The sequence below is a fragment of the Alloyangia pacifica genome (assembly GCF_003111685.1).
GTDB classification, from domain to species: Bacteria; Pseudomonadota; Alphaproteobacteria; order Rhodobacterales; family Rhodobacteraceae; genus Salipiger; species Salipiger pacificus_A.
In genome coordinates, this window is the sequence record NZ_CP022189.1 from 23,122 (window position 1) to 44,421 (window position 21,300).

The window sequence follows — 21,300 nt, forward strand, 5'->3', positions numbered from 1 at the left end:
TGGGAAGGGCGCACGCCTCGGCGCGGGCCGCTTCTGCCCCTGTCGGGGTCGTCCCATATCGAGTTCGCGTCATGTTGAGATCCGGTCCGGTCATGCCCCCCTGCGTCCCATCCCACAGCGGCTGCCCCGGCCATGCGTGACCCGGCCCCCCCGCGCGATCCCGCCTTTGCCCCCATGCCGTACCGCCCCGACATAGATGGGCTTCGGGCGGTGGCGGTGCTCTCGGTGGTGCTCTACCACTTCGGCCTGCCCTGGCTCGGCGGCGGCTTCACCGGGGTCGACGTGTTTTTCGTCATCTCCGGATTCCTGATCGGCGGCATCCTCTGGCGCGAGTACGAGGCCGAGGGGCGCATCCGCCTCGGTGCCTTTTACCTGCGCCGCTTCCGCCGTCTCGCCCCGGCCTTCTTCACCATGGCGCTGCTGACCGCCGCGCTGAGCGCGGCATTGCTCCTGCCCTTCGAATTCCGCGAGTTCGGCAAGACGCTGATCGCCGCAACGGTGTATCTGACGAACGTGCTGTTCTACCGGCAGTCGGGATACTTCGACACCGGCGCAGAGCTGAAACCGCTGCTGCACACATGGTCGCTGGCGGTGGAGGAGCAGTTCTACCTCTTCCTGCCGCTGTTCATCGTGGCCTTGTCGCGCAACCGCAGCCTGCTGCTCATGGCGCTCGTTGCGATCTGGGGTGGCTCGCTCGCGTCCAGCGTGCTCGCCACGCCGAGCCACCCGGACGCGGCCTTCTTCCTCTTTCCGTTCCGCGCCTGGGAGCTGCTGTCGGGGGTGCTGCTGGCGATCTGGGGGCTGGAGACAGGCCGCGTCTGGCGCGGACATCCGGCGCTGAGCTGGGCCGGGCTGGCGCTGGTGCTCGGCTCTGTGCTGCTGATCCCGGCAGGCCCGCTCTTCCCGGGTCTCCTGGCCCTTGCCCCGGTGCTCGGCGCGGTGCTGCTGATCGGAAGCGGCACCGGTGACAGCCCGGTGAACCGGGCGCTCTCGCATCCGCTCGCGCTGTTCTTCGGGCGCATCTCCTATTCGCTCTATCTCTGGCACTGGCCGGTGCTGTGCCTGTCGCTCTACCTGCGCGGCAACTACGCCAGCCCCTTGGAAGCGCTGTGCTGGATGGCGCTCTCGGTGGCTCTGGCCTGGCTGTCGTGGCGTTTCGTCGAAACCCCGATGCGCCGCGCCCGCCTGCCGGGGATCGTCGTCCTTGGGGGCACGGCGCTGGCCTCGGCGGCAACGCTGGCCGTGGGCGCCTGGCTCTATCTCGGCGACGGTCTCGCGGGGCGCTTCGGCCCAATGGTGCGCCCGCATATCGCCGCCTCTGCCGACTTTCTTCAGGACTGGAGCCGCTGCACCACCGCCGCGAGCGGCCCGCTGATGGGGATCGAGGCCTGCCCTATCGGCCCCGAAGGCACGCCGCAGGTGCTGGTCTGGGGCGACAGCCACGTCCGCGCCTTCAAGGAGGGGCTCGATCTTGCCGCCCACGAGGCCGGTGTGCCCGGCCTCATCATCTGGCGCGCCGGATGTCCGCCGCTCTTCGGTTTGCGCAAGACCGAGAGCGCCGCCACCCCCGCGCAGGACCGCGCCTGCACCCAGGCCAACCTGCAGATCCGCCAGGCGCTTCCGGCCATGACCAACCTGCAGCGCATCGCCCTGATCGGGCGCTGGACCTATTACGCCCATGGCGCGGGCGTCGGGCTTGACACGGGCAACACCATCCAGCTCTTCCCCACCGACGCGCCGACCCCGGCCGACGCGCCGCAATCGCAGATCGTTGCCGAGGCCGCCCGCGCCACCGTCGCCGAGCTGCGCGCCGTTGGGGCCGAGGTCATCGCCCTGCGCCAGCCTCCCGAGATCGCCAACTACGACAGCCGCCGTGCCGCGCGCGAAGCCGCCCACGCCGGCTGGCCACTGACCCCGATGCCGGTCACCAACCCGGACATGCCGCGCGGCCCTCTCGCGCAGCGGGTGACCGAGGCCGAGGCGCCATGGCGCGCCATGGCCGAGACGGGCGAGATCAGCTTCATCGACAGCTGGCCGCGGTTCTGCGATGCCGAGACGTGCCACGCGCTGCAGGGATCCGAAGGCTGGTATTTCGACAACAACCACATCACCAACACCGCCGCCCGCGCGCTGCGCGACCTCTTCGTCCCGATCTTCGGCACCAAGGTGGCCGGACTGTGACCCATCCGCTGAGCGACACCTGCTGGGACGTCATCATCATCGGCACGGGCATCGGCGGCGGCACGATCGGTCGCGCGCTGGCCGAGGCCGGGCAAAAGGTGCTTTTCCTCGAACGCGGCCCCACCGGTCAGCGTGCCGCGCGCAATGGGCTTTCAGAGGTCTTCGTCCCCGAGGCCCGACTGGCCCGCGGGCTCTGGCCCGAGCCGATGCACGCACGGGTAAACGGGATCGAGAGTTCCTTCTACGCCCCGCTCGGCGCCGGGCCGGGCGGCTCCTCGGTCTTCTATGCGGCCACGCTCGAGCGGCCCGAGCGGCACGATCTCGACGAGTTGCCCAGCCTGCCCCATCCCGCGGGTGGCTGGCCGGTGAGCTATGACGCGCTGCGCCCTTGGTACGACCGCGCCGCCGAGCTCTACCGCATTCACGGCACACCCGACCCGCTCTCGCCCGAGCCCGCGCCACCCCTGCGTAGCCCGCCACCGCTCACCGCCACCGAAACCGCGCTGATGCAGGCGCTCAAGGCGAACGGCCTGCACCCCTACCACGCCCATACGGCCATCGACCGCACGCCGGACTGCCTCAACTGCCTCGGCAGCAAGTGCCCCCGGACCTGCAAGATGGACGCGCGCTCTGCCGGGGTGGAGCCCGCGCTGGCCACCGGCAACGCGATGCTGCTCGACCGCGCCGAGGCGACCCGGCTGCTCAGCCGTGAGGGTCGAGTCGAGGGCGTCGAGGTCCGCCGCGACGGCGAGACCCATGTCTTCCGCGCCGCAACCTACGTGCTTGCCGCCGGGGCGCTCAACTCGCCGCGCCTGCTGCTCGCCTCGGCCTGCGATGCCTGGCCGGAGGGCGCCGCCAACGGCTCTGGCCTCGTCGGCCGCAACCTGATGTTCCACCTCAACGAGATGTTCGCGCTCTGGCCGCCGCGCGGGACGCCCGACCTCGGCGCAACCAAGGCGATCTCGCTGCGCGATCTCTACCACGCGGAAGGGACCCGCATGGGCACGGTGCAGGCCATGGGTATCCGCGCGTCCTATGGCGAGATCACCTTTTACCTCAATCGTATGCTGGCCCAATCGCGCCTGCGCCACCTGCCAGGCCTGGCGCAGCTCACCCGCCTGCCCGCCGCCGCCGCGGCAAAGCTCTTCGGCCATGCGCAGATCTTCGTCGGCCTGCTCGAGGATCTGCCCTACCCCGAAAACCGCGTCACCTACGACCCGGCGCAGCCACACCGGCTGTCGGTCGACTACACGCTGCATCCCGAGCTGCTGCAGCGCCGCCGTGCCTTCCGCAAGGCGATCTCGCGCACCCTGAGGGGCCAGCGCCGCATGTTTCTCGGCCGCGCCCCCGAGCTGAATTTCGGCCACCCCTCGGGCACGCTGCGCTTCGGCACCGACCCCCGGAGCTCGGTGCTCGACCCGGACTGCCGCGCCCACGGGCTGCGCAACTTGCGGGTGGCGGATGCGTCCTTCATGCCAAGTTCGATGGGGGTGAACCCCAGCCTGACCATCGCCGCCAATGCCCTGCGCGTGGCCGATTCCCTCCTCAAGGAGCGCAGATGACCCAGCTCACCCCCGCGAGCGGCATCGCCGTCGTCACCGGCGCGGGCTCCGGCCTTGGCCGCGCCATGGCGATCGAGCTGACGAAACGCGGCTTCAGCGTCGCCGGCCTCGGCCGCCGCCGCGCCGCGCTGGAAGAGACCCGCGCCAAGGCCGAGCCGGGGCGCTTCCACCTCTACCCCACCGATGTCGCCGCGCCGCAGGAGGTCGCCGAGACCTTTGCGCGCATAAGGGCCGAGCACGGGCGCATCGCGCTTCTGGTCAACAACGCCGCGACCTACCCGCGCCGCGACATCCTCGACGAGAGCACCGAAAGCTTCCTGCGGACCGTCGCCACCAACCTCGGCGGCACCGTCGCCTGCTGCCGCGCCGCGCTCGAGGGCATGGTCGAGGACGGGCACGGGCGCATTCTCAACGTCGCCACCTTCGCCGACGTCGCGCCGCTGCCCGCCTCGTCCGCCTATTCCGTCTCGAAGGGCGCCGCGCGCATCTTCACCCGCGCGCTGATCGCGGATCTGGCGGACCGCTTCCCCGAGATCGTCATCACCGACTGGATGCCGGGAATGCTGCGCACGCAGATGGGCATTCCGGACGGAGTACCGCCCGAACGGGCCGCACGGTGGGGCGTGGCGCTGGCGCTCGATGCCGATCCGGCACTCACCGGGGCGACATTCGAGATGGACCGGGAGATCCTGCCGCAGCTTGGCCTGAAGGGCAGGCTCAAGAACCTGCTGATGATGCGCCGACGCAGACCACGGCGGATCTCACCCTAGGGGCGGAGTGTAAAGAAACGTAGCAGCAGCGCCCGCGCCGATTGCGCCGGCAGGATCGACAGGCAGCGCAGGTAGCGCAGCCCCAGCCGCCCCGGGCTGTTCGCCGCGCGCCACAGCCATTCCAGCGCCAGCTTGCGCGTCCATGCCGGCGCGCGCTGCTGGGTACCGGCAAGGAAATCCAGCCCCGCGCCGATCCCGGCAAAGCCCACGTTCGGCGCCAGCTTGCGCCCGACCGCGGCAAACATCTCCTGCTTGGGGGCGCCGAGCGCGACAAAGCACAGCCCCGCCCCGGAGGCGGTGATCTCGTCGAAAACCGGCAGCGCCTCGGCCCCCTCGGGATCGAAGCCCATGGGCGGAGCGATCAGGCACACCACGCTCAGGTCGCGTACCTCGCGTTCGAGGTAACTGCGCGCGCGCGACAGCGCCGCGGGCGTGCTGCCGACCAGCGCCACGCCGATGCCTTGCTTCGCCGCGATGCGCGCCAGTGGCAGGATCGCGTCGGAGCCGGGAATCAGCTCTACCGGTCGTCCTGCGAGCCGCGAGAGCCAGACGATGGGATTGCCATCGGCGACGACAAGATCCTGCGCCGCATAGGCGGCCCGGAACTTCGGCGAGCGGCTCAGTTTGACCAGATGGTCGAGGTTGATGGTTGCCAGCGCAAAGCCTTGCCTCTGGGCGAGTCGCTCGGTCACACGTGCCTGCAACGCGGCCCAGGTGGGCACGCTGATGGCGACGCGCTGGCCGCCAACCCGAAATTCCATGCGCGGATACATCGGCGCGCGACATCCTTATTTCGCCCCGTCGGGGAATGTGGCGCATGGCCCCGGGCGATCCTAGCAGGCCGGGGCGATTTGCCCATGACCGTGGCCGCCGTGCCGCAGTCGCGAGACAAATGCACCGCGATCGAAGCAATGCGCCGAAGAGACCTGCGCAGCGCCGAAATTCCGTCAAAGTTCTCTGCTGAATGGCGTCCCTGAGGCGCCTCCCGAAATGCGCATCCAGTTTTTGCACGACCCGTAGTCAGGTACCCCGATGAACGCCCTTCGCCTCCCTCGCACCGCGCGCGCCTGCAGCGCGCTCCGCTGCGGTACGGGCCTCCGATGACCGGCACCATCGCCCTGCTTGGCTGCGGTTTCGTCGCCGATCTCTACCTGCGCTCGCTACAGGCGATGCAGGGCATCGCCGTCCATGCCGTCCACGACCGCGACGCCGCCCGCCTGTCGCGTTTCTGCGGCCATTGGCAGCTGCGTGCCGAGCCCGATCTCGAGGCCTTCATCGCTGGCCTGCCCCAGGGCTGCGTGGTGCTCAACCTGACGAACCCCGCCGAACACTACGCGCTGAACCTAAGGCTGCTCGAGGCGGGGCACCATGTCTATTGCGAGAAACCTCTCGCCATGGAAGTTGGGCAGGCCAAGGCGCTGCACGCGCTAGCCTTGAAAAAGGGCCTGCTGCTCGCCTCCGCCCCCTGCTCGGTGCTGGGCGAGGCGGCGCAGACGCTGGGGCACGCGCTGCGCCACGGCACCGCAGGCACGCCGCGCGCGATCTACGCCGAGCTCGACGACGGTTTCATCCCCCAGGCGCCATACACCGGCTGGCACAGCGAGACCGGCGCGCCGTGGCCCTATGAGGACGAGTTCGCAACCGGCTGCACGCTGGAACATGCGGGCTATTACCTCACCTGGCTGATCTCGTGGTTCGGCACCGTCCGCAAAGTGGTCGCCGCCTCGGCCGAAGTGCTGCCGGACAAGGCCGGGCTGACAGCTTCCGCCCCGGACCTCTCTGTTGCGACGCTCTTCTTCGAGAACGGACCGGTCACCCGGCTCACCTGCTCGATCGTCGCCAGCCACGGCCATGGCATCCGCATCTTCGGCGACAAGGGCGTGCTGAGCTGCGAGGCCTCCTGGGACAACGATGCCAAGGTGCGCTTCGCCAGGCGCCGCACGCTGCGCCGGCGGCTGATCGAGAGCCCCTTCCCCCGCCGCCTCCGGCTGCCACACCCAACCCATCCCAAGGTGAAACGCTGGGGCGCCGCTGCGATGAACTTCATGCTCGGCCCCGCCGAAATGCTGGAGTCCCTGCGCGAGCGCCGCCCCTGCCGCCTGTCGTCGGAGTTTGCCTTGCACCTGACCGAGGTCACGCTGGCGATCCAGAACGCCGGCGAGGACAGCGGCCTGCAGGTGATGACCACCCGCTGCGATCCCATGGAGCCGATGCCATGGGCGAAGTGACTGGAAAAATGACCGACGCAGCGATCGACGATGGGACCGGCCAAACTCGAATCCTGCTGACCGGCGCCACCGGCTTCCTCGGCCGCGCGGTGCTTGCCGAGGCCCGCGCGCAGCGGCTGCAGGTTATCGCGCTCTGCCGCGCCGCCGCGCCGGAGAAGGGCGCTCAAGGCAAGGTCATAAGCTGGATCGAGGCCGATCTCGCGGACCCCGCCTGCATCCCGCGCCTGCGCGAGGCGGCCCGGGGCTGTTCGGCAGTGATCCATGCCGCGGCGCATCTCGGCTCCGACGAGGCTGCTGTCACCGCGGCCACCGTGGACGGCACCCGCCACCTGCTCGCCGCGCTCGAGGGGCTGCAGCTGCACCTCGTGCTGGTCAGCTCGATCGGCGTCTACGACACTGCCCGGCTCTCCCCCGGAGCCGACGTCACCGAACGGACCCCGCTCGAAACCAGCGCCACGGCCCGCGACCCATATATCGCCGGAAAGCTCGCGCAGGAAGAGCTCTGCCGCGCCGCTGACCTGCCGCTCTGGATCCTTCGGCCGGGCGTCATATTCGGCGCGGGACGCACGTGGAATGCCCATCTTGGCCCAACGCTCGGCCCGCTGCTGATCCGCGTCGGCACCAAGGGAGAGCTGCCGCTCGCCCATGTCTCGCATGTGGCGAAACGCCTGCTGCAGGCCGCCCTGCGCCGCCCCGACGGGGTGCGCGTGGTCAATGTCATCGACCCCGACCGTCCCGACCGCACCCGCTTCCTGCGGGCCCATGCCGCGTCGGGCTGGCCGAAAGCGGTGCTGCCGCTGCCCTGGCCGCTCTGGATGCTGGCCGCGAAGCTGCTGGCGCCGCTGGCCTCGCGCCTGCCCGGCCTGCTGCGCGTGCCGGTGCTCAAGGCACGGATGATGCCGCTGCACTACCCCGACAAGGGGCTCGTCGCGGCGCTCGGCTCGCTACCGCAGGACCGCTTCGGCGCGCTCATGGCCCGCGCCCTGCAGGAGAGCCGCGAATGAGCCTGCCCAAGCTCGCCTATCTTACCGGTGAATACCCCCGCGCCTCGGACACCTTCATCCAGCGCGAGGTCGCCGCCCTGCGCGAGCTCGGCCACGAGGTGCTGACCTGCTCGATCCGCACCACGGGCCCCGAGCATCTCGTCGGCCCCGAGCAGCGCGCCGAACACGCGCGGACCTTCAAGGTGCTGGATGCCTGCCGGTCGCCGCTGCGGCTGCTCCGTGCCCATGCCCGGGGGATGCGCCGGCCCCGCCGCTACCTGCGCGCGCTGACACTCGCGTGGCGCAGCGCACCGAAGGGACTCAAGGGGCGCGCCTTCAACCTGATCTACTTTGCCGAGGCCGGGGTGCTGGCCGAGGCGCTGGAGAACGCCGGCGTGCAGCATTTGCACAACCACATCGCAAAGGCGTCCTGCACCGTCGCCATGCTGGCCTCGGAGCTGTCGGGCATCCCTTTCAGCTTCACCATCCACGGGCCTGACATCTTCTTCGAGCCGCAGCACTGGCGCATCGACGAAAAGACCCGCCGGGCCCGCTTTGTCGCCTGCATCAGCGCCTTTTGCCGCGCGCAGCTCATGTGCTTCGCGGGCCGGCCGGACTGGAACAAGCTGAAGATCATCCACTGCGGCATCGAGCCCACGCGCTACGCGCCCTCGCGGCACGAAGGGCAGACCCTGCTCTTCACCGGCCGTCTTGCCGGGGTGAAGGGCGTGCCGGTCCTGCTGCGCGCACTGTCGGCGCTCGCACCGCGACACCCGGAGCTGCGTCTGCGCCTCATCGGTGACGGACCCGAACGCGCGGTGCTGGAGGCCATGGCGGCCGAGTTGGGCATCGCCGCGCGCACCGAGTTCCTCGGCTACCGCTCGCAGGCCGAGGTCGCAGAAGCGCTGGCCGAGGCCGACGTCTTCGTCTTGCCGAGCTTCGCCGAGGGCGTGCCCGTGGTGCTGATGGAGGCGATGGCCGCGCAGGTGCCGGTCGTGACCACCCGCATCGCCGGGGTGCCCGAGCTGGTCGATCACGGCGTCAGCGGCCTGCTGGTGCCGCCGGGCGAGGCTGAGGCGCTGACCGAGGCACTGGACGCCCTGCTCGCCGACCCGGACCTGCGGCGCAGCATGGGCGCCGCAGGCCGCGCCAAGGTCGAGGCCCACTTCACCGCGAAGACCGAGGCGGCAAAGCTCTCCGCCCTCTTCTGTGCAACCGAGCCTCGCGCATGACCGCCGTCGACGTCGTTCTCATCGGCCGCAACGAGGGCGACCGGCTGGTCGCCGCGCTGGCCTCGGTGATGGGACAGGCGCGGCAGGTGGTCTATGTGGACAGCGGCTCCACCGACGGCAGCCTCGCCGCGGCGCGCGACGCCGGGGCGAAAGTGGTGGAACTGGACCTGAGCACCCCCTTCACCGCCGCCCGCGCCCGCAACGCGGGTTTCGCGGCGCTCGACGATCCGCAGCTCGTGCAGTTCATCGACGGCGACTGCGCCCTGGTGCCCGGCTGGCTCGACAGCGCCCGCGCCCATATGCGCGCGCACCCGAAGACCGGGCTTGTCACCGGCTGGCGCGCAGAGATCCACCGCGACGCCAGCCTCTACAACCAGCTCTGCGACGTCGAATGGCACCGGCCCGCCGGTGAAATCCGCACCTGCGGCGGCGACATGATGCTGCGCGCCGAAGCCTTCATCGAGGTCGGCGGTTTCGACCCCAGGGTGATCGCCGCCGAGGACGACGAGGTCTGCACCCGCCTGCGCAAGGCCGGCTGGACGCTGGAACGGCTTCCGCGGGAGATGACCCGCCACGACGCCGCCATGCTGCACTTCGGTCAATGGTGGAAACGCGCCGTGCGCACCGGCCATGGCTTCGCGCAGGTCGGCCATTTGCACCCTGACTGCTTCACCACCGAGCGCAAGCGCGCGCTGGTCTATGCGCTGCTGCTGCCGCTTTTGATCCTTCTCGGTGCCGCCCTTTTCTGGCCGCTCGCCCTTGCAGCGCTGGCCGTCTACCCGCTCAACTGGATGCGCACGGCGCAGGGCCTGCGCCGCGAGGGGCTGCCAGCCCCCGAGGCGCGCCGCCATGCGCTGCTGCTCACCCTGTCCAAATTTCCCAACCTCATCGGCATGGCCACCTTCCACTCGCGCCGACTGAGACAGGCGCCCATGCGCCTGATCGAGTACAAGTAAGGAGCCCTCATGCCTCAACCGATCCGCGTGGGCCTCATCGGCGCCGGTTATATCGCCAGCTGGCACGGTGATGCACTGAAGGCGACCGAGGGCGCGCAGGTCACCGCGGTCTGCGACCTGTCGGAACCCGCCGCCGAGGGGCTGGCCATGGCCTATGGCGCCGTCCCTTTTACCTCCGTCGAGGCGCTGATCACCTCCGGCGCTTGCGACGCGGTGCATATCCTCACCCCGCCGCAGCTGCACGCGGGGCTGGCGCAGCAATGCCTGAGGGCGGGGCTGCACGTGCTGGTCGAAAAACCCGTCGCGGTGAGCCTTGCAGAGACCCGCGCCATTGCCGAGACCGCCGAAGCCGCGGGCAAGCGTTTTCAACCCGGGCACAACTTCCTTGGCCTGCCCTCCTACGTCCGGATGAAAGAGGCGCTGCAGGCCGGCACCTATGGCCGCGTCTCGCAGGCCGAGATAACCTGGGCGCTGCCGCTGGCGCCGCTGCGCTCGGGTCCGTTCAGCCTGTGGCTGCTGCGCGAGCCGAAGAACATGCTGCTCGAGCTGGGGCCGCACCCCTTCGCCTTTGCCGTCGATCTTTTCGGCCCGCTCGACATCCTGCATGCCGAGGCGACCAAGCCGATCGGGCTTCCGGGGGATGACCTCCGCCCGCAGGGCTTCCGCATCCTCGCTCGCGCCGGCGGGGTCGAGATCACCTTCCAGCTGTCGATGGTCGAGACGGTGGACGACCGCTCGGTGACCCTGCGCGGCTCCTCGGGGCGGGCGCGTCTCGACTATGCGGCCGACACGCTGGTGGTGGACCGCGAAAATGCCTCGGACCTCATCATGAACCCTCTGCGGCGGCAACTGGACCAAAGCTGGCAACACCTGCGCGAGGGTCTGCGCAACGCCGCGATCCAGACTGTATCGCTCAACCAGAAAGGCCCCTACGCCAAGAGCTTCCGCGGCATGATGGCGGCCATCTACGACCCGCTCGCAGCGGGTCAGCCGCAGGACACCCGCTTCTCGGCGCGGAGCGCCGTCGCGGTCATGGAGGCCATCGAGGCCGCCATCGCCAAGCTCCCCCCCGAAACGCTGGACGTGAAAGCGCCCGCCGTGCAGACCCGTAAGCCGAGGCCCACCGCCATGGTGATCGGCGGCACCGGCTTTATCGGCCGCGCCCTGACCCGGCGGCTGGTGGCCGAGGGCCAGGACGTGCGGGTGCTCTCGCGCGGGCGCCACGGCCCCTTCCCCGACCTGCCCGATCAGGTAGAGACGGTCGGCGTTTCGCTCCATGATCTCGACGCGCTCACGCAGGCCATGCAGGGCATCGACACAGTCTATAACCTTGCCCGTTCGCTCGAGACGACCTGGGCCGGGGCGCTGGTCAACGATGTCGGCGTCTCCACCCGCATCGCCATGGCCAGCGAGGCGGCGGGGGTGAAGCGGCTGGTCTACACCGGCACCATCGCCAGCTACGACATGTCCGATCCGCATGTGCAGATCACCGAGGAAACCCGTTTCCCGGACGACATGACGGGCCGCAACCTCTACGCCCGCTCCAAGGCCGAATGCGAGCGCCAGCTGAGGAAGCTGCACGCCGAGCGCGGTCTGCCGGTGACCATCGCCCGGCCCGGCATCGTCGTGGGCCACGGCGGGCCGCTGCAACATTGGGGGATCGGCCGCTGGCATGGTGCGGGCGCGGTGCGCATCTGGGGGCCGGGGCAGAACATCCTGCCCTTCGTGCTGATCGACGACGTGGCTGACGGGCTGCTCCGCATGGGTGCTGACCCCGCGGCCATCGGCCAGAGCTTCAATCTCGTGGGCGAGCCCATGCTCACCGCGCGCGGGTATTTCGACGCGATCGAGGAAACGCTCGGCGCCCGCATCCGCGTGAGCTCGGGCAACCTTTCGATCTTTTACGCCGCTGACGCGGTCAAATATGGGCTCAAGAAATACGCCCTGCGCAAGAAAGCGCTGGTGCGCCCCTCGCTGGCCGACTGGCAGAGCCGCGCGCATTTCTCGCCCTTCGTCAACGACAAGCCGAAAGCCGTGCTGGGTTGGCAACCCGAAGCGGACCGCGGGCGTTTCATCGAAAGAGCCATCACCGAAGCAAATCTCTTCGGGTTCTAGGGGGGCGTTTCGCGGCCACTGCGCCCATTTCCTCCTTATTGTTGACCGAATCTCATGGCCTTATGGCATCAATGGTCATGAGTGCATGGGCCGTGTGAACGTCGGGCGTGGCCCGGCGCCGCCGGCCTGAAAGCAGGCGGTCTCCTTGCCGATTGGGCAGGGGCTCCGCAGGTGGGGTGCCCGCGTGTGAGGTGCGGAGAGACGAGTATGGTAGAACGCCGCAAGTTCCAGCGTCGGAAACGGGTCGATGAGACGCCGGAGGATCCGCCGATCTTCCCGCTCGAGCGCCGCGCCGACCGGCTCGCCCGCCGCGAAGCCGAGCGCGAGGCCGAGGACGCCCGCACCGAACAGGGCCGCGCAGACCAGATGCGGACCGACCAAATCCGGGTTGCCCAGATCCAGACTGAGCAGCACCGCGCGGAGGTGGAGACCGCCCGCCGGCAGCCCGCCGCGACCCGCGCCCGCACCGTGACGCCACTCCCTGCGCCCGAGCCGCTCGCGCCCCGCGCCGAGGCGGCCGATCCCGCCCCCGCCCCGCGCCGCCCGATCACCCGCCGCGCAACGCCCCAAGCCGGGGCGCTGTGGGACCGGCTGCCGGTGCTCGAGATCGACAGCGTCCATCTCGAGCGCAACCGCATCATCACCGCCAGCCGCGAAGACCCGGCCCATGCCGCCTTTGATGTGCTGCGCACCCGCTTGACCCAGGCGCTGGCCGAGAACGGCTGGACCCGCGTCGGCATCACCTCGCCCAGCAAGGGCTGCGGCAAGACGTTCACCGCCGCCAACCTCGCCATCTCGATGTCGCGGCAAGAGGGGCTGCGGGCGCTGCTGATGGATCTCGACCTGCGCAACCCGTCGCTGCACAAGGTCATGGGGATGCGCGCGCCCGGTGCCATGGGGGCGCTGCTGCGCGGTGTGATCCCTCCCGAGGCGCACCTGCTGCGCATGGGCGAGAACCACATCCACGCCGGGCACAACATCGCCTTCGGCTTCAACGAGGTCATCGAGCCCTACGCCGCCGAGCTGCTCAACGCGCCAGCCACCGCCGAGGTGATCACCTCGATCGAGGCACGACTGCAGCCCGATGTCATGCTCTTCGATCTGCCACCCGCGCTCTACTACGACGATGTTCTGGCCTTCCGGCCGCAAATCGACGGGGTGCTGATGGTGGTCGGCGGCGGGCTGACCACCGAGCGCGAGATCCGCGAGGTCGAGCGTCGCCTCGGCGCCGATACGCCGCTGCTCGGCATGGTGCTGAACAAGGCCGAGGGCACCAACCTCAAGAAGTACCAATACTGAGAAAGGCGGGCCCCGGGCCCGCCTTTTCCGACTCAGCTCACCTTGTCGCCGGCCAGCTTGGCTCAGGCTCCGACGCGCGGCAAGAAACGCTCGATCATCGGCAGCCTGTCGCCCAGCAGGCGCAGCACGCCAAAGAGCGCGGCCCCCAAAGCCAGCACCAGCGCAGCGACGCCGAGCCCCCTGCCGCGACGGTCGCGGCGGCTTTTCACCGGCGGGATCGCCACCACGGGCTGGATCCCGAGCACCCGTTCCATCTGTGCCGCGCTGCGCAGAGCCGGGTTCATCATCTCGGCGGCAAAGGCCGCGATCAGCCCGGCGATCAGGCTCGCCACGGCGCCCACGGCCACCAGCTTGCGGCGGCTCTGCGAGGCCGAGACCTCGGGCACCAGCGCCGTCTCGAGCACCTCGAAGCGGTCCGACTGCTGCCGGTCCTCGAGCATCTGGCCCATCTCGGCATCCGCCTTGCGGCGGGTGATCACGCTGTACTGGTCCTGCAGCTGCGTGCGCTCGCGCTCCAGCCCGCTGAGCTCGCGCTCGACCTCGGGCGCACGGCGGAGGGTCTCTTCGATTCCGTCGATGCGCACCGCGACCAACTGCCTCTGCTCTTCGAGCAACGCCAGCTGGCGGGCCTGCACGTCCTCGCGCTGGCGGGCGGAATTGGCCTGCAGCGCAACGATGTCCCGGTCGAGCTGCAGCTTGTTGTCCTCGAGCGTGCCAAGCTGGTCGCGCATGGCCGTCAGCCCGGAAGGCAGCGCTTCGGAATTCTGCTTCTTGAACTCGGCGATACGGGCATCCATCGCCTCGATCTCGGCCTCGACCCGCGCGTCCTCGGCCTCGAAGAAGGCCAGAGCGTCACGCGCCCGAGTCTCGCTTCGGCTGCGCGACATGTCGATCACCGAGTACATCAGCTCGTTGGCCACGTCCGCAGCCTTCTGCGGATCGTCGAGCCGTACGGTGATCATCAGCCCCGAGGGCTGGTTCTGCGGCGCGTAGACATTCGGGGTGGCGCGGATTTCCTGGATCGAGGCCGACTCGCGCATACGGAAGACGCGCTCGTTCATCGGCATCTCGGGACCGGACACGAACAACCCGTGCTCTTGCATGATGCGCACGAGGTTATCGCGCGACATGATCCGCTGCTCGATGAGCTGTACCCGCCGAGAGGCGGACTCCGCTGCGACGGTGGCGCTGGTCGGATTGGGCGCAACCTGCGCTTCCTCGATCTGCACCACCGCCGTCGCCTCGTAGAGCTTGGGCTGATTCAGCGCGAAGAACACGGCGATCGCCGTGCCGACCACGAAGGTCAGGGCAATCAGAACAAAACGGCGGCGCACTGCGGAGAGCACCTCGGAAAACGACTGGAACTGGTTCACAACAAAACTCCCGCAATGGCCCCCAATGCGATCGGAAAGCGGCGCCCCTGCCCCGGCCAATTTGGGGTTGGGACCAGGGGCAAGCGCGCCGCTTTCATGTCAAAATCTAACAATTTCGCCCGGTTTACGCCATCTTTATACCGGGCCAATCGGGAAACACTTCGTGTCCAATGTCGGGATCAAGGTCACATTTAGGACATAAACTAGGGATTTTTCGCCTGTCACTCGTGGGGAAGGGTGCAAATCGACAAGATCAGGTCAAATTTCACGATCTGGAGCATCGGCAGAGTCGCCCCAGCCCCAAGCCCCATTTCCGCCACCATTCGCATTGCCCCCAGCGGCAGGCGCGATTCCATCGCCTCGAATCCAAAGAGCGCGCCGGTCAGCGGGTACTGCGCCTTGTAGGCCGCCTCCTTGGCGCTGAAAATTCTCACTCCGGCGCGCGAGAAAGGCATCGGCGAGAGCCGCGCCAGTTCGGGCACGCTGGCAATGCTGCGGATCAGCTCCGAGCGCATCGGACGATCGACCTCAAGATCGATTCCCAGGCCGCGCCAGTCCCGCGCCCTTGCCGCCATGGCAAGGCAGAGACCCTCGGTATGGGTGATGCTGGCGACAACGCCCTCGGGCCAGACCGGTGCCCGATCCGCGCCCTTGGGAATGGCAACGTCCGGCAGGCCGAGCTGGCGCAGCGCCGCACGCGCCGCCAGCCGGCCACCGGCAAATTCCGCCTGCCGCTTCGGGACCGCCCGGGAGATGCCGGCGCGTTCCTCGGGGAAAAGCTCCGACAGATCCTCCACCGGCTCCGACACCGCCCAGACCAGACCCTCGGGCAGCGTGACCCCATTCAGCAGATCCCTGAGATCCTCGGGCCGGACCATGTCAGGCGCGCCTCTTGGCGCGCATCTCGCGACGCCGGGCCATGAGGTCCGCCCGCATCTGTGCGCGCGGGTTCAAAGGCGGAGCCGCCTCCGGAACGGCGCGCCCTGTCTCGGTCCCGATCCCCGTCTCTGTCGACGTCTGAAGCGCATTCAGCACGACCGGTCCCACTGGTGCAGCCCGCTTGGGCGCGGGCGCAGCCACGCCGCCGGTAAGCCCCGCGACCCGCTCGGCCAGGTCCGCCAGCACCGGGAAGCGGAAGATGTCGGTGATCGACAGGCCCTTCACCCCCAGCCCGTCGCGGATCGCCCGATGCGCCTGCACCGCGAGCAGCGAATGCCCGCCCAGCTCGAAGAAATTGTCCCGCCCGGAGAGCCCCCGCACCCCCAGCACGGTCGACCAGATCTCGGCGATCTCTGCCTCGACCCGCGTTGTGTCCACCGTCTGTGCGGGCGTCGCCACGGGAGTCGGCGCGGCGGCCATCGGTGCATCGACCGGTGTCGGAGTCCCCCGCCGCGCCACGGGCGCGGGCAGCGCCTTGCGGTCGACTTTCTTGTTCGGCGTCAGGGGGAAGGTGTCGAGCCTGACAAAATGCGCGGGCACCATGAAGGCGGGCAATCCGCTGCCCATCGCGGCCCGCAGCCCACCCTCGTCCACCTTGGCGGACGCGGTGTAATACCCCACGAGCCGCAGATCGCCGGGGCTGTCCTCGCGCGCCACGACAACCGCCTGGGCAATCTCAGGCTGCGCCTCCATGACGGCCTCGATCTCGCCCAGTTCGATGCGGTAGCCGCGCAGCTTCACCTGATGATCGACCCTTCCGATGAAGTCGATCCGCCCATCCATCCGCCGCCGCACCAGATCGCCGGTGCGGTACATACGGCCCGAATGGAACGGGTTGGGCACGAAGCGTTCCCCGGTCAGCGCCTCTTGTCCCCAATAGCCGCGCGTCACCCCCTCGCCGCCGATCCAGAGCTCGCCCGGCACGCCCACGCCCACCGGCTGCCGCGCCTCGTCCAGAACGTAGAGCTGCTGGTTGGCCAACGGCAGGCCGATGTTCACCACGCCCTCGTCCGCGTGCGCATCCTCGGTCGAGGACCAGATCGTCGTCTCGGTCGGCCCATACATATTGGTGATCGAAGCGTCCGTGATCCGCGCGAACTCCTCGACCAGCGCGCCGGGCAGCGGCTCGCCGCCGAGAAAGAGGTGCGCCACCTTCGACAGCGCATAGCGCGCCTCGTCGTTCATCGCGATCATCCGCGCCATCGACGGGGTGCACTGCATGTGCGTCACCCCATGGCGCAGGATCTGCGCGGCGATCGAGAAGTCCTCCTCCGCCAGTTCCGGCGCCACATTGGCCCGCTTCACCACCTCGGCCAGCGGCCTCAGACCCTGCAGCACGGTCTCGACCGGGATCCCGTAGTCGATCAGGCAGGCGATCTCTCCCACGCCGATCCGTTTCAGCTGCTCGGTGCGCTCAAGCGCGTCCTCGACCGTCCCAAAGAGCCCGCTTTCGGTGAAATACCGCTCGAAGGCGAAATCGAGAATGGCCTCTAGATCGTTGGGCTCCAGAATATCGAGGTCCAGATCGAAAGCGTTGTTCACCCCCTTCGGCCGTTTGAACGCCGGGAAGGCCCAGGCGTATTGCTTGATCAGCGCCGCCGCGGACCGCAGGTACTCGCGCATCGGCCCGCGCGCGGTCTCGCGCGCCTGCTCACGGGTTTCGGCGATGTAGCTGTGCAGCATCAAGGTGACGGTGAAATCCTTGGGATCGCGCCCGGCCTCGCGCAGCGCCGCATGGTAAAGACGGATCATCTCGGCCACGTCGTCGATGCTCTGGCCCAGCAGGTGCGTCAGCACGTGGCAGCCATGGGTGCCCGCATCCTTCCAGGTCTGCGGGTTGCCGGCGACGGTCAGCCAGAGCGGCAGCTCCTTCGACACGGGCCGTGGCTGGGTCACCACGTCATGGGTCGAGTCGTCCTTGCGCGGGAAGGCGACAGGCCGACCCGCCCACAATTCCCGAATCTGGGAGATATTCTCGATGACGGCCTTCTTGTTGTCCGGCGGCGTGTTCTCGGGGCGCAGCACGAAGTCATCCGGCTGCCAGCCCGAGGCCAGTGCCAGCCCCGCACGGCCGTTGGTGAGGTTGTCGATCACCGCCCATTCCTCGGCGATCCGCGCCGGGTGGTGCAGTGGCGAGACCACCGAGCCCGCGCGCACCGCGAGGGTCTCGGTCACCGCCGCCACCGCCGCCCCGGTCACCGAGGGGTTCGGGTAGGGCCCGCCAAAGGCGTGGAAGTGCCGCTCGGGGGTCCAGACCGCGCAGAAGCCGTTCCTGTCACCGAACTTCGCACCCTCGAGCAGCAGCCGGTACTTGTCGCGACCGGCACCGTCGTCGTTGCCCCAGTAGTAGAGCGAGAACTCCATGCGCGCGTCCGAGAGCGGCATCGGCCCGTTCGAGACCAGCCCCCGGTCCTCGTCCGAGGTCAGCACCACCTTGAAGCCGCGCGCCAGCGTGTAGAAAAGCTCCAGCACGGAGATGTCGAAGCTGAGCGAGGTCACCGCCAGCCATGTGCCCGCTGACTCGTGCGGCACGACGGCGTCCATTCCGGTAAAGAAGTTCACCACGTTGTGGTGCTCGACCATCACCCCCTTGGGCGTGCCCGTCGAGCCGCTGGTGTAGATCAAATAGGCAATGTCCTCGGGGCCGCTGGTCGCCTCGGGGCGCATGGCCGGGGCTTGCGACAAGCGCGGGTCGGCGTCGAGCAGCAGAAGCTGCGCGTCATGCTCCGGCAGGGTCTTCGCCAACGCCGACTGGGTGACGATCACCGGCGCACCGCTGTCGGCGATGTAGTGCTGCAGCCGCTCCGCCGGGTAGGCCGGGTCGAGCGGCAGGTAGGCGCCGCCCGCCTTGAGGATTCCAAGCGCCCCGACCAGCAGGTCGATCGAGCGGCGCGTGCAGAGGCCCACGACCACGCCCGGCCCGACGCCCATGGCCTGCAACACCTGCGCCGCGCGGTTGGCGCGGGCGTCGAGGTCGGCGTAGCTCAGGCTCTGCCCCTCGAAGACCAGCGCCACGGCCCCGGGGGTCTTGGCCACCTGCGCCTCGAACGCCGCCTGAACCGTCAGGTCGCGGTCATGCGCCACCCCGGTGGCGTTCCACAGGTCGATGACCATCGCGCGCTCGGCCTCGGGCAGGATCGGCAGGTCGCGAATCTCGGTGTCGCCGGTCAGATGCGCCGCGATCAGCTCAAGCCGGGCGGCGATCAGCTCCACCTGCGCGGCTGGGATGCGGCCGATGTCGGCATGCAGCAGGATGCCCTGAGCGGTCTGCTCGACGGTCAGCACCGCGCCGGGGATTGGCCCGGCGGCAAGGCTCAGCCCCAGATGCGGTACCTGTGGCGCACCGCTCAACTCGGGCGTGCGGGCGGGCAGATCGGTGGCAAAGCCCCGGCGCCTGCGCGCCTCGGTCATGGCCTCGGCCATACGTGCCTGCAGTGCGTCGGCATCCCCCTCGGCCTCAATGCGCAGCGGCACCCAGGGGGTGAGTATCCCGCTCTTGGCCAGCCCGCTCAGCGCGAGGTCCGCAAGGGCAATGTCGCACACCCCCTGCGGATCGTGCCGCACGGCAAAGGCAGCGACGACCGCGGCGAAATCGGCCTCGCCGAGCGAGAGCGTGCGTCGGGTGATCGCGCCCGCCTGCCGACCGAGACCCGGCATTTCAAAGGCGCACAGCGCGGCCAGCCGTCCGCGCCAGAAGGGTTCATGTGGGGCGACGGTCCGGATGGCGGTGTCGATCCGGGCGCGCTCCTCCGGCTCCACGAGATCCAGCGCTCCGCCGGGTTTGCCGACCTGCGCCACCAGCGCCGGCGCGCCGCAGGGATGGGTGAAATGCGCCAGCCGCAGCGCGCCGCTGCCGCAGGCAACGGTGAGATGATCGTCGCTGGCCTCGAGGATCTCCCCCGGGGTGCCACGCCCCTCGATCCCCCGGGCCTCGCCCACCAGCCAGATGCGCCCATTGGCGCGCACCTTCGGGGCCGAGAGCGGATTGGCATAGCCGCCGTGATCCAGCGCCCGAACCAGGCGGGCAAGGTCGGTGGCGGGCTTGGTGAAATCCAGCAGCCCGTGGCCCGAGGGCCGGTCGGCCAGCGCGTGGTAGCTGCGTTGCGAGAGGTCCTGCGGCAGGCGTTTCAGGTCGGTCGCCAGTTGATCGATCACCTCGTCGAAACTGTCGATGGCCGCCTCGAAAGCCTTGGCGTTCAGCGTCAGCGCGGTGTCGCTGGCCGAGATGTCGAAGCCGCGGGTCACGAGGATATCGCCCTCGTCCACGCCGCCCTCGATCATATGCCAGGTGATGCCATGGCGGGTTTCGCCCTCGATCAGCGCCCAGACCGGGGCATTGAGCCCGGCGTGCCGCGGCAGCGGCCCGTCGTGGAAATTGACCGCGCCCCTGACGGGCAGCGCCAGCACATCCGCGGGAATTATGTCCAGATTAGAGATCGAGAGCAGGTAATCGAAGGGCTGCGGCAGTCGCTCTGCCAGACCGGGACCGGGAGCGACGACCGCAATTCCCTGATCCGTCGCCCATTTCCCGATTTCGGGATTTCTGGTCACAACCGCCTCGATGCGATGTCCGGCGGCGTGCAGCTTCCCGGCGCATTGCACCAGCAAGGACTCGTTGCCGATGACGACAGAGCTGAACTTGTCCATCACAGTCTCTCCGCGTTCGCCTCTGCGCCGCCTGTCCCCGCGGGGACGGCGCGTCGCGCCGCGGGCCGGAACAGGGCGCGAAGGTCATGGGATATCAGGTCGCGCAGGAAATGCGCGGGATCGGCGGCGGGCTTGCGCTGGATCACCCGACGCAGCCGCCAGAGCAGCCCGCCGCAGGCGTGCGACAGCGTCGCCAACACCGCGTAGCTTCTACCGTGGGTCTTGGAGAAATAATGCCAGCGGCTGTCGAGCCAGAAGGTGGGAATGCGGGTCCAGCGCTTCATGCCCGTCGAGACCGAGCCGATGTGCATGACCTCGCTGCCTCGCACGTAATGGGTCTGATGCCCGGCACGGGCGGCGCGGTGGCAGAGCTCGGTTTCCTCGAAGTAAAGAAAGAAGGTCTCGTCGAAGAGCCCAATCTCAGCCAGCACCGCCTGCCGTATCATCAACGAGGCACCGGCCAGCCAATCCACGCGCTGTGTCCCCGCGGGGACAGGCATCGGCACGGCCTTGCGCCGCAGCAGCCGCGAGACCGGGCCGAAGCGGGCGGCGCCTTCGAATTCCGAGGCGATGGAGGGGAAGCGGAACGCGGTCATATGCGCCTCGCCGTCCTCGCCGTGAAGATAGCTCCCAGCCAGGCCGGCCTCGGGGTGCGCTTCAAGATGTGCGACCAGCGCGCGGATCGCACCCGGCGCGGGAAAGGCGTCGGAGTTCAGCAGGTAGACGTAGTCGGGGCGGCTGCCGTCCGACCATCCCGCCTGGATGCCGATGTTGTTGCCCGCGCCAAAGCCGCCATTGTGGTCGGAGCCGATCAATCGGATCGGCGCGCCCCGGGCCCAGCCCTCTGCCGCGAGCGCTGCCTTCATCTTTTCGTAAGATCCGTCGCCGCTGGCATTGTCGACGATGACCAGCTCGGCCTCGAGACCCTGCAGCGCCCGCAGCGCCGCCTGCGCCGAGCGCAGGGTCATCTCCGCCGTGCGGTAGTTGAGCGATATGACGAGCACGCGCGGCATGG

At 69.1% G+C, this 21,300-nt stretch carries 14 protein-coding genes; 9 read left to right on the plus strand and 5 right to left on the minus strand.

The window, feature by feature from the left end; all coding sequences use genetic code 11:
• Positions 1 to 132 precede the first annotated feature (132 nt).
• Genes CEW88_RS00100 through CEW88_RS00110 form a run of 3 tightly spaced genes read left to right on the plus strand, consistent with a single transcriptional unit; the run spans position 133 to position 4,513 of the window.
• Complete coding sequence (locus tag CEW88_RS00100; protein ID WP_193989040.1) at positions 133 to 2,181, plus strand: acyltransferase family protein; 2,049 nt, start codon at positions 133 to 135, stop codon at positions 2,179 to 2,181.
• Complete coding sequence (locus tag CEW88_RS00105) at positions 2,178 to 3,743, plus strand: GMC oxidoreductase (protein WP_108964139.1); 1,566 nt, start codon at positions 2,178 to 2,180, stop codon at positions 3,741 to 3,743. The genes CEW88_RS00100 and CEW88_RS00105 overlap by 4 nt, the downstream gene beginning before the upstream one ends.
• Positions 3,740 to 4,513 (plus strand): SDR family oxidoreductase, encoded by a 774-nt coding sequence (locus CEW88_RS00110; RefSeq protein ID WP_108964140.1) that lies wholly within the window; start codon positions 3,740 to 3,742, stop codon positions 4,511 to 4,513. Before CEW88_RS00105 ends, CEW88_RS00110 begins: the two co-directional genes overlap by 4 nt.
• Here the strand turns inward: CEW88_RS00110 and CEW88_RS00115 are convergent.
• Entirely contained in the window at positions 4,510 to 5,274 is a 765-nt protein-coding gene (locus CEW88_RS00115) for a WecB/TagA/CpsF family glycosyltransferase (RefSeq protein WP_108967427.1), read from the minus strand. The genes CEW88_RS00110 and CEW88_RS00115 overlap by 4 nt on opposite strands.
• A 339-nt stretch (positions 5,275 to 5,613) precedes the next feature.
• Between CEW88_RS00115 and CEW88_RS00120 the strand changes: the two genes are divergently transcribed.
• The 6 genes from CEW88_RS00120 to CEW88_RS00145 all read left to right on the plus strand — a co-directional run bounded on the left by CEW88_RS00120 (position 5,614) and on the right by CEW88_RS00145 (position 13,326).
• The gene (locus tag CEW88_RS00120) at positions 5,614 to 6,741 is read left to right on the plus strand and encodes a Gfo/Idh/MocA family protein (protein ID WP_108964141.1); all 1,128 of its coding nucleotides are present in this window, start codon (positions 5,614 to 5,616) and stop codon (positions 6,739 to 6,741) included.
• An 8-nt stretch (positions 6,742 to 6,749) separates the two neighbouring features.
• Positions 6,750 to 7,745, plus strand: coding sequence for an NAD-dependent epimerase/dehydratase family protein (locus tag CEW88_RS00125; protein ID WP_108964142.1), 996 nt, complete (start codon positions 6,750 to 6,752; stop codon positions 7,743 to 7,745).
• Positions 7,742 to 8,956 carry a glycosyltransferase family 4 protein gene (locus CEW88_RS00130; RefSeq protein ID WP_108964143.1) on the plus strand — a complete coding sequence of 405 codons (1,215 nt, stop codon included), beginning with the start codon at positions 7,742 to 7,744 and terminating at the stop codon, positions 8,954 to 8,956. The genes CEW88_RS00125 and CEW88_RS00130 overlap by 4 nt, the downstream gene beginning before the upstream one ends.
• Positions 8,953 to 9,912 (plus strand): glycosyltransferase, encoded by a 960-nt coding sequence (locus tag CEW88_RS00135; protein ID WP_108964144.1) that lies wholly within the window; start codon positions 8,953 to 8,955, stop codon positions 9,910 to 9,912. The genes CEW88_RS00130 and CEW88_RS00135 overlap by 4 nt, the downstream gene beginning before the upstream one ends.
• A gap of 9 nt (positions 9,913 to 9,921) precedes the next feature.
• On the plus strand, positions 9,922 to 12,027 hold the full coding sequence (locus CEW88_RS00140; RefSeq protein WP_108964145.1) for an NAD-dependent epimerase/dehydratase family protein: 2,106 nt from the start codon (positions 9,922 to 9,924) through the stop codon (positions 12,025 to 12,027).
• Between the two features lie 207 nt (positions 12,028 to 12,234).
• Positions 12,235 to 13,326 carry a CpsD/CapB family tyrosine-protein kinase gene (locus CEW88_RS00145; protein ID WP_108964146.1) on the plus strand — a complete coding sequence of 364 codons (1,092 nt, stop codon included), beginning with the start codon at positions 12,235 to 12,237 and terminating at the stop codon, positions 13,324 to 13,326.
• 62 nt (positions 13,327 to 13,388) lie between these two features.
• On the opposite strand, the gene CEW88_RS00150 is transcribed toward CEW88_RS00145, so the two are convergent.
• The 4 genes from CEW88_RS00150 to CEW88_RS00165 form a co-directional block, all read right to left on the minus strand.
• On the minus strand, positions 13,389 to 14,699 hold the full coding sequence (locus CEW88_RS00150) for a GumC family protein (RefSeq protein ID WP_108964147.1): 1,311 nt from the start codon (positions 14,697 to 14,699) through the stop codon (positions 13,389 to 13,391).
• Between the two features lie 221 nt (positions 14,700 to 14,920).
• Positions 14,921 to 15,577, minus strand: a complete 657-nt coding sequence (locus tag CEW88_RS00155) for a 4'-phosphopantetheinyl transferase family protein (RefSeq protein WP_108964148.1) — start codon at positions 15,575 to 15,577, stop codon at positions 14,921 to 14,923.
• A gap of 1 nt (position 15,578) precedes the next feature.
• Positions 15,579 to 20,285 carry a MupA/Atu3671 family FMN-dependent luciferase-like monooxygenase gene (locus tag CEW88_RS00160; RefSeq protein ID WP_108964149.1) on the minus strand — a complete coding sequence of 1,569 codons (4,707 nt, stop codon included), beginning with the start codon at positions 20,283 to 20,285 and terminating at the stop codon, positions 15,579 to 15,581.
• Positions 20,285 to 21,298 (minus strand): glycosyltransferase family 2 protein, encoded by a 1,014-nt coding sequence (locus CEW88_RS00165; protein ID WP_108964150.1) that lies wholly within the window; start codon positions 21,296 to 21,298, stop codon positions 20,285 to 20,287. Before CEW88_RS00165 ends, CEW88_RS00160 begins: the two co-directional genes overlap by 1 nt.
• Positions 21,299 to 21,300 lie beyond the last annotated feature (2 nt).

Bases quoted from the DNA above. Each gene is read 5' to 3' on its own strand.
- CEW88_RS00135 (WP_108964144.1), top strand. From the start codon at position 8,953: ATGACCGCCGTCGACGTCGTTCTCATCGGCCGCAACGAGGGCGACCGG.
- CEW88_RS00130 (WP_108964143.1), top strand. From the start codon at position 7,742: ATGAGCCTGCCCAAGCTCGCCTATCTTACCGGTGAATACCCCCGCGCC.
- CEW88_RS00110 (WP_108964140.1), top strand. From the start codon at position 3,740: ATGACCCAGCTCACCCCCGCGAGCGGCATCGCCGTCGTCACCGGCGCG.
- CEW88_RS00120 (WP_108964141.1), top strand. From the start codon at position 5,614: ATGACCGGCACCATCGCCCTGCTTGGCTGCGGTTTCGTCGCCGATCTC.
- CEW88_RS00115 (WP_108967427.1), bottom strand. From the start codon at position 5,274: ATGGAATTTCGGGTTGGCGGCCAGCGCGTCGCCATCAGCGTGCCCACC.
- CEW88_RS00155 (WP_108964148.1), bottom strand. From the start codon at position 15,577: ATGGTCCGGCCCGAGGATCTCAGGGATCTGCTGAATGGGGTCACGCTG.
- CEW88_RS00125 (WP_108964142.1), top strand. From the start codon at position 6,750: ATGACCGACGCAGCGATCGACGATGGGACCGGCCAAACTCGAATCCTG.
- CEW88_RS00140 (WP_108964145.1), top strand. From the start codon at position 9,922: ATGCCTCAACCGATCCGCGTGGGCCTCATCGGCGCCGGTTATATCGCC.
- CEW88_RS00160 (WP_108964149.1), bottom strand. From the start codon at position 20,285: ATGGACAAGTTCAGCTCTGTCGTCATCGGCAACGAGTCCTTGCTGGTG.
- CEW88_RS00145 (WP_108964146.1), top strand. From the start codon at position 12,235: ATGGTAGAACGCCGCAAGTTCCAGCGTCGGAAACGGGTCGATGAGACG.
- CEW88_RS00165 (WP_108964150.1), bottom strand. From the start codon at position 21,298: ATGCCGCGCGTGCTCGTCATATCGCTCAACTACCGCACGGCGGAGATG.
- CEW88_RS00100 (WP_193989040.1), top strand. From the start codon at position 133: ATGCGTGACCCGGCCCCCCCGCGCGATCCCGCCTTTGCCCCCATGCCG.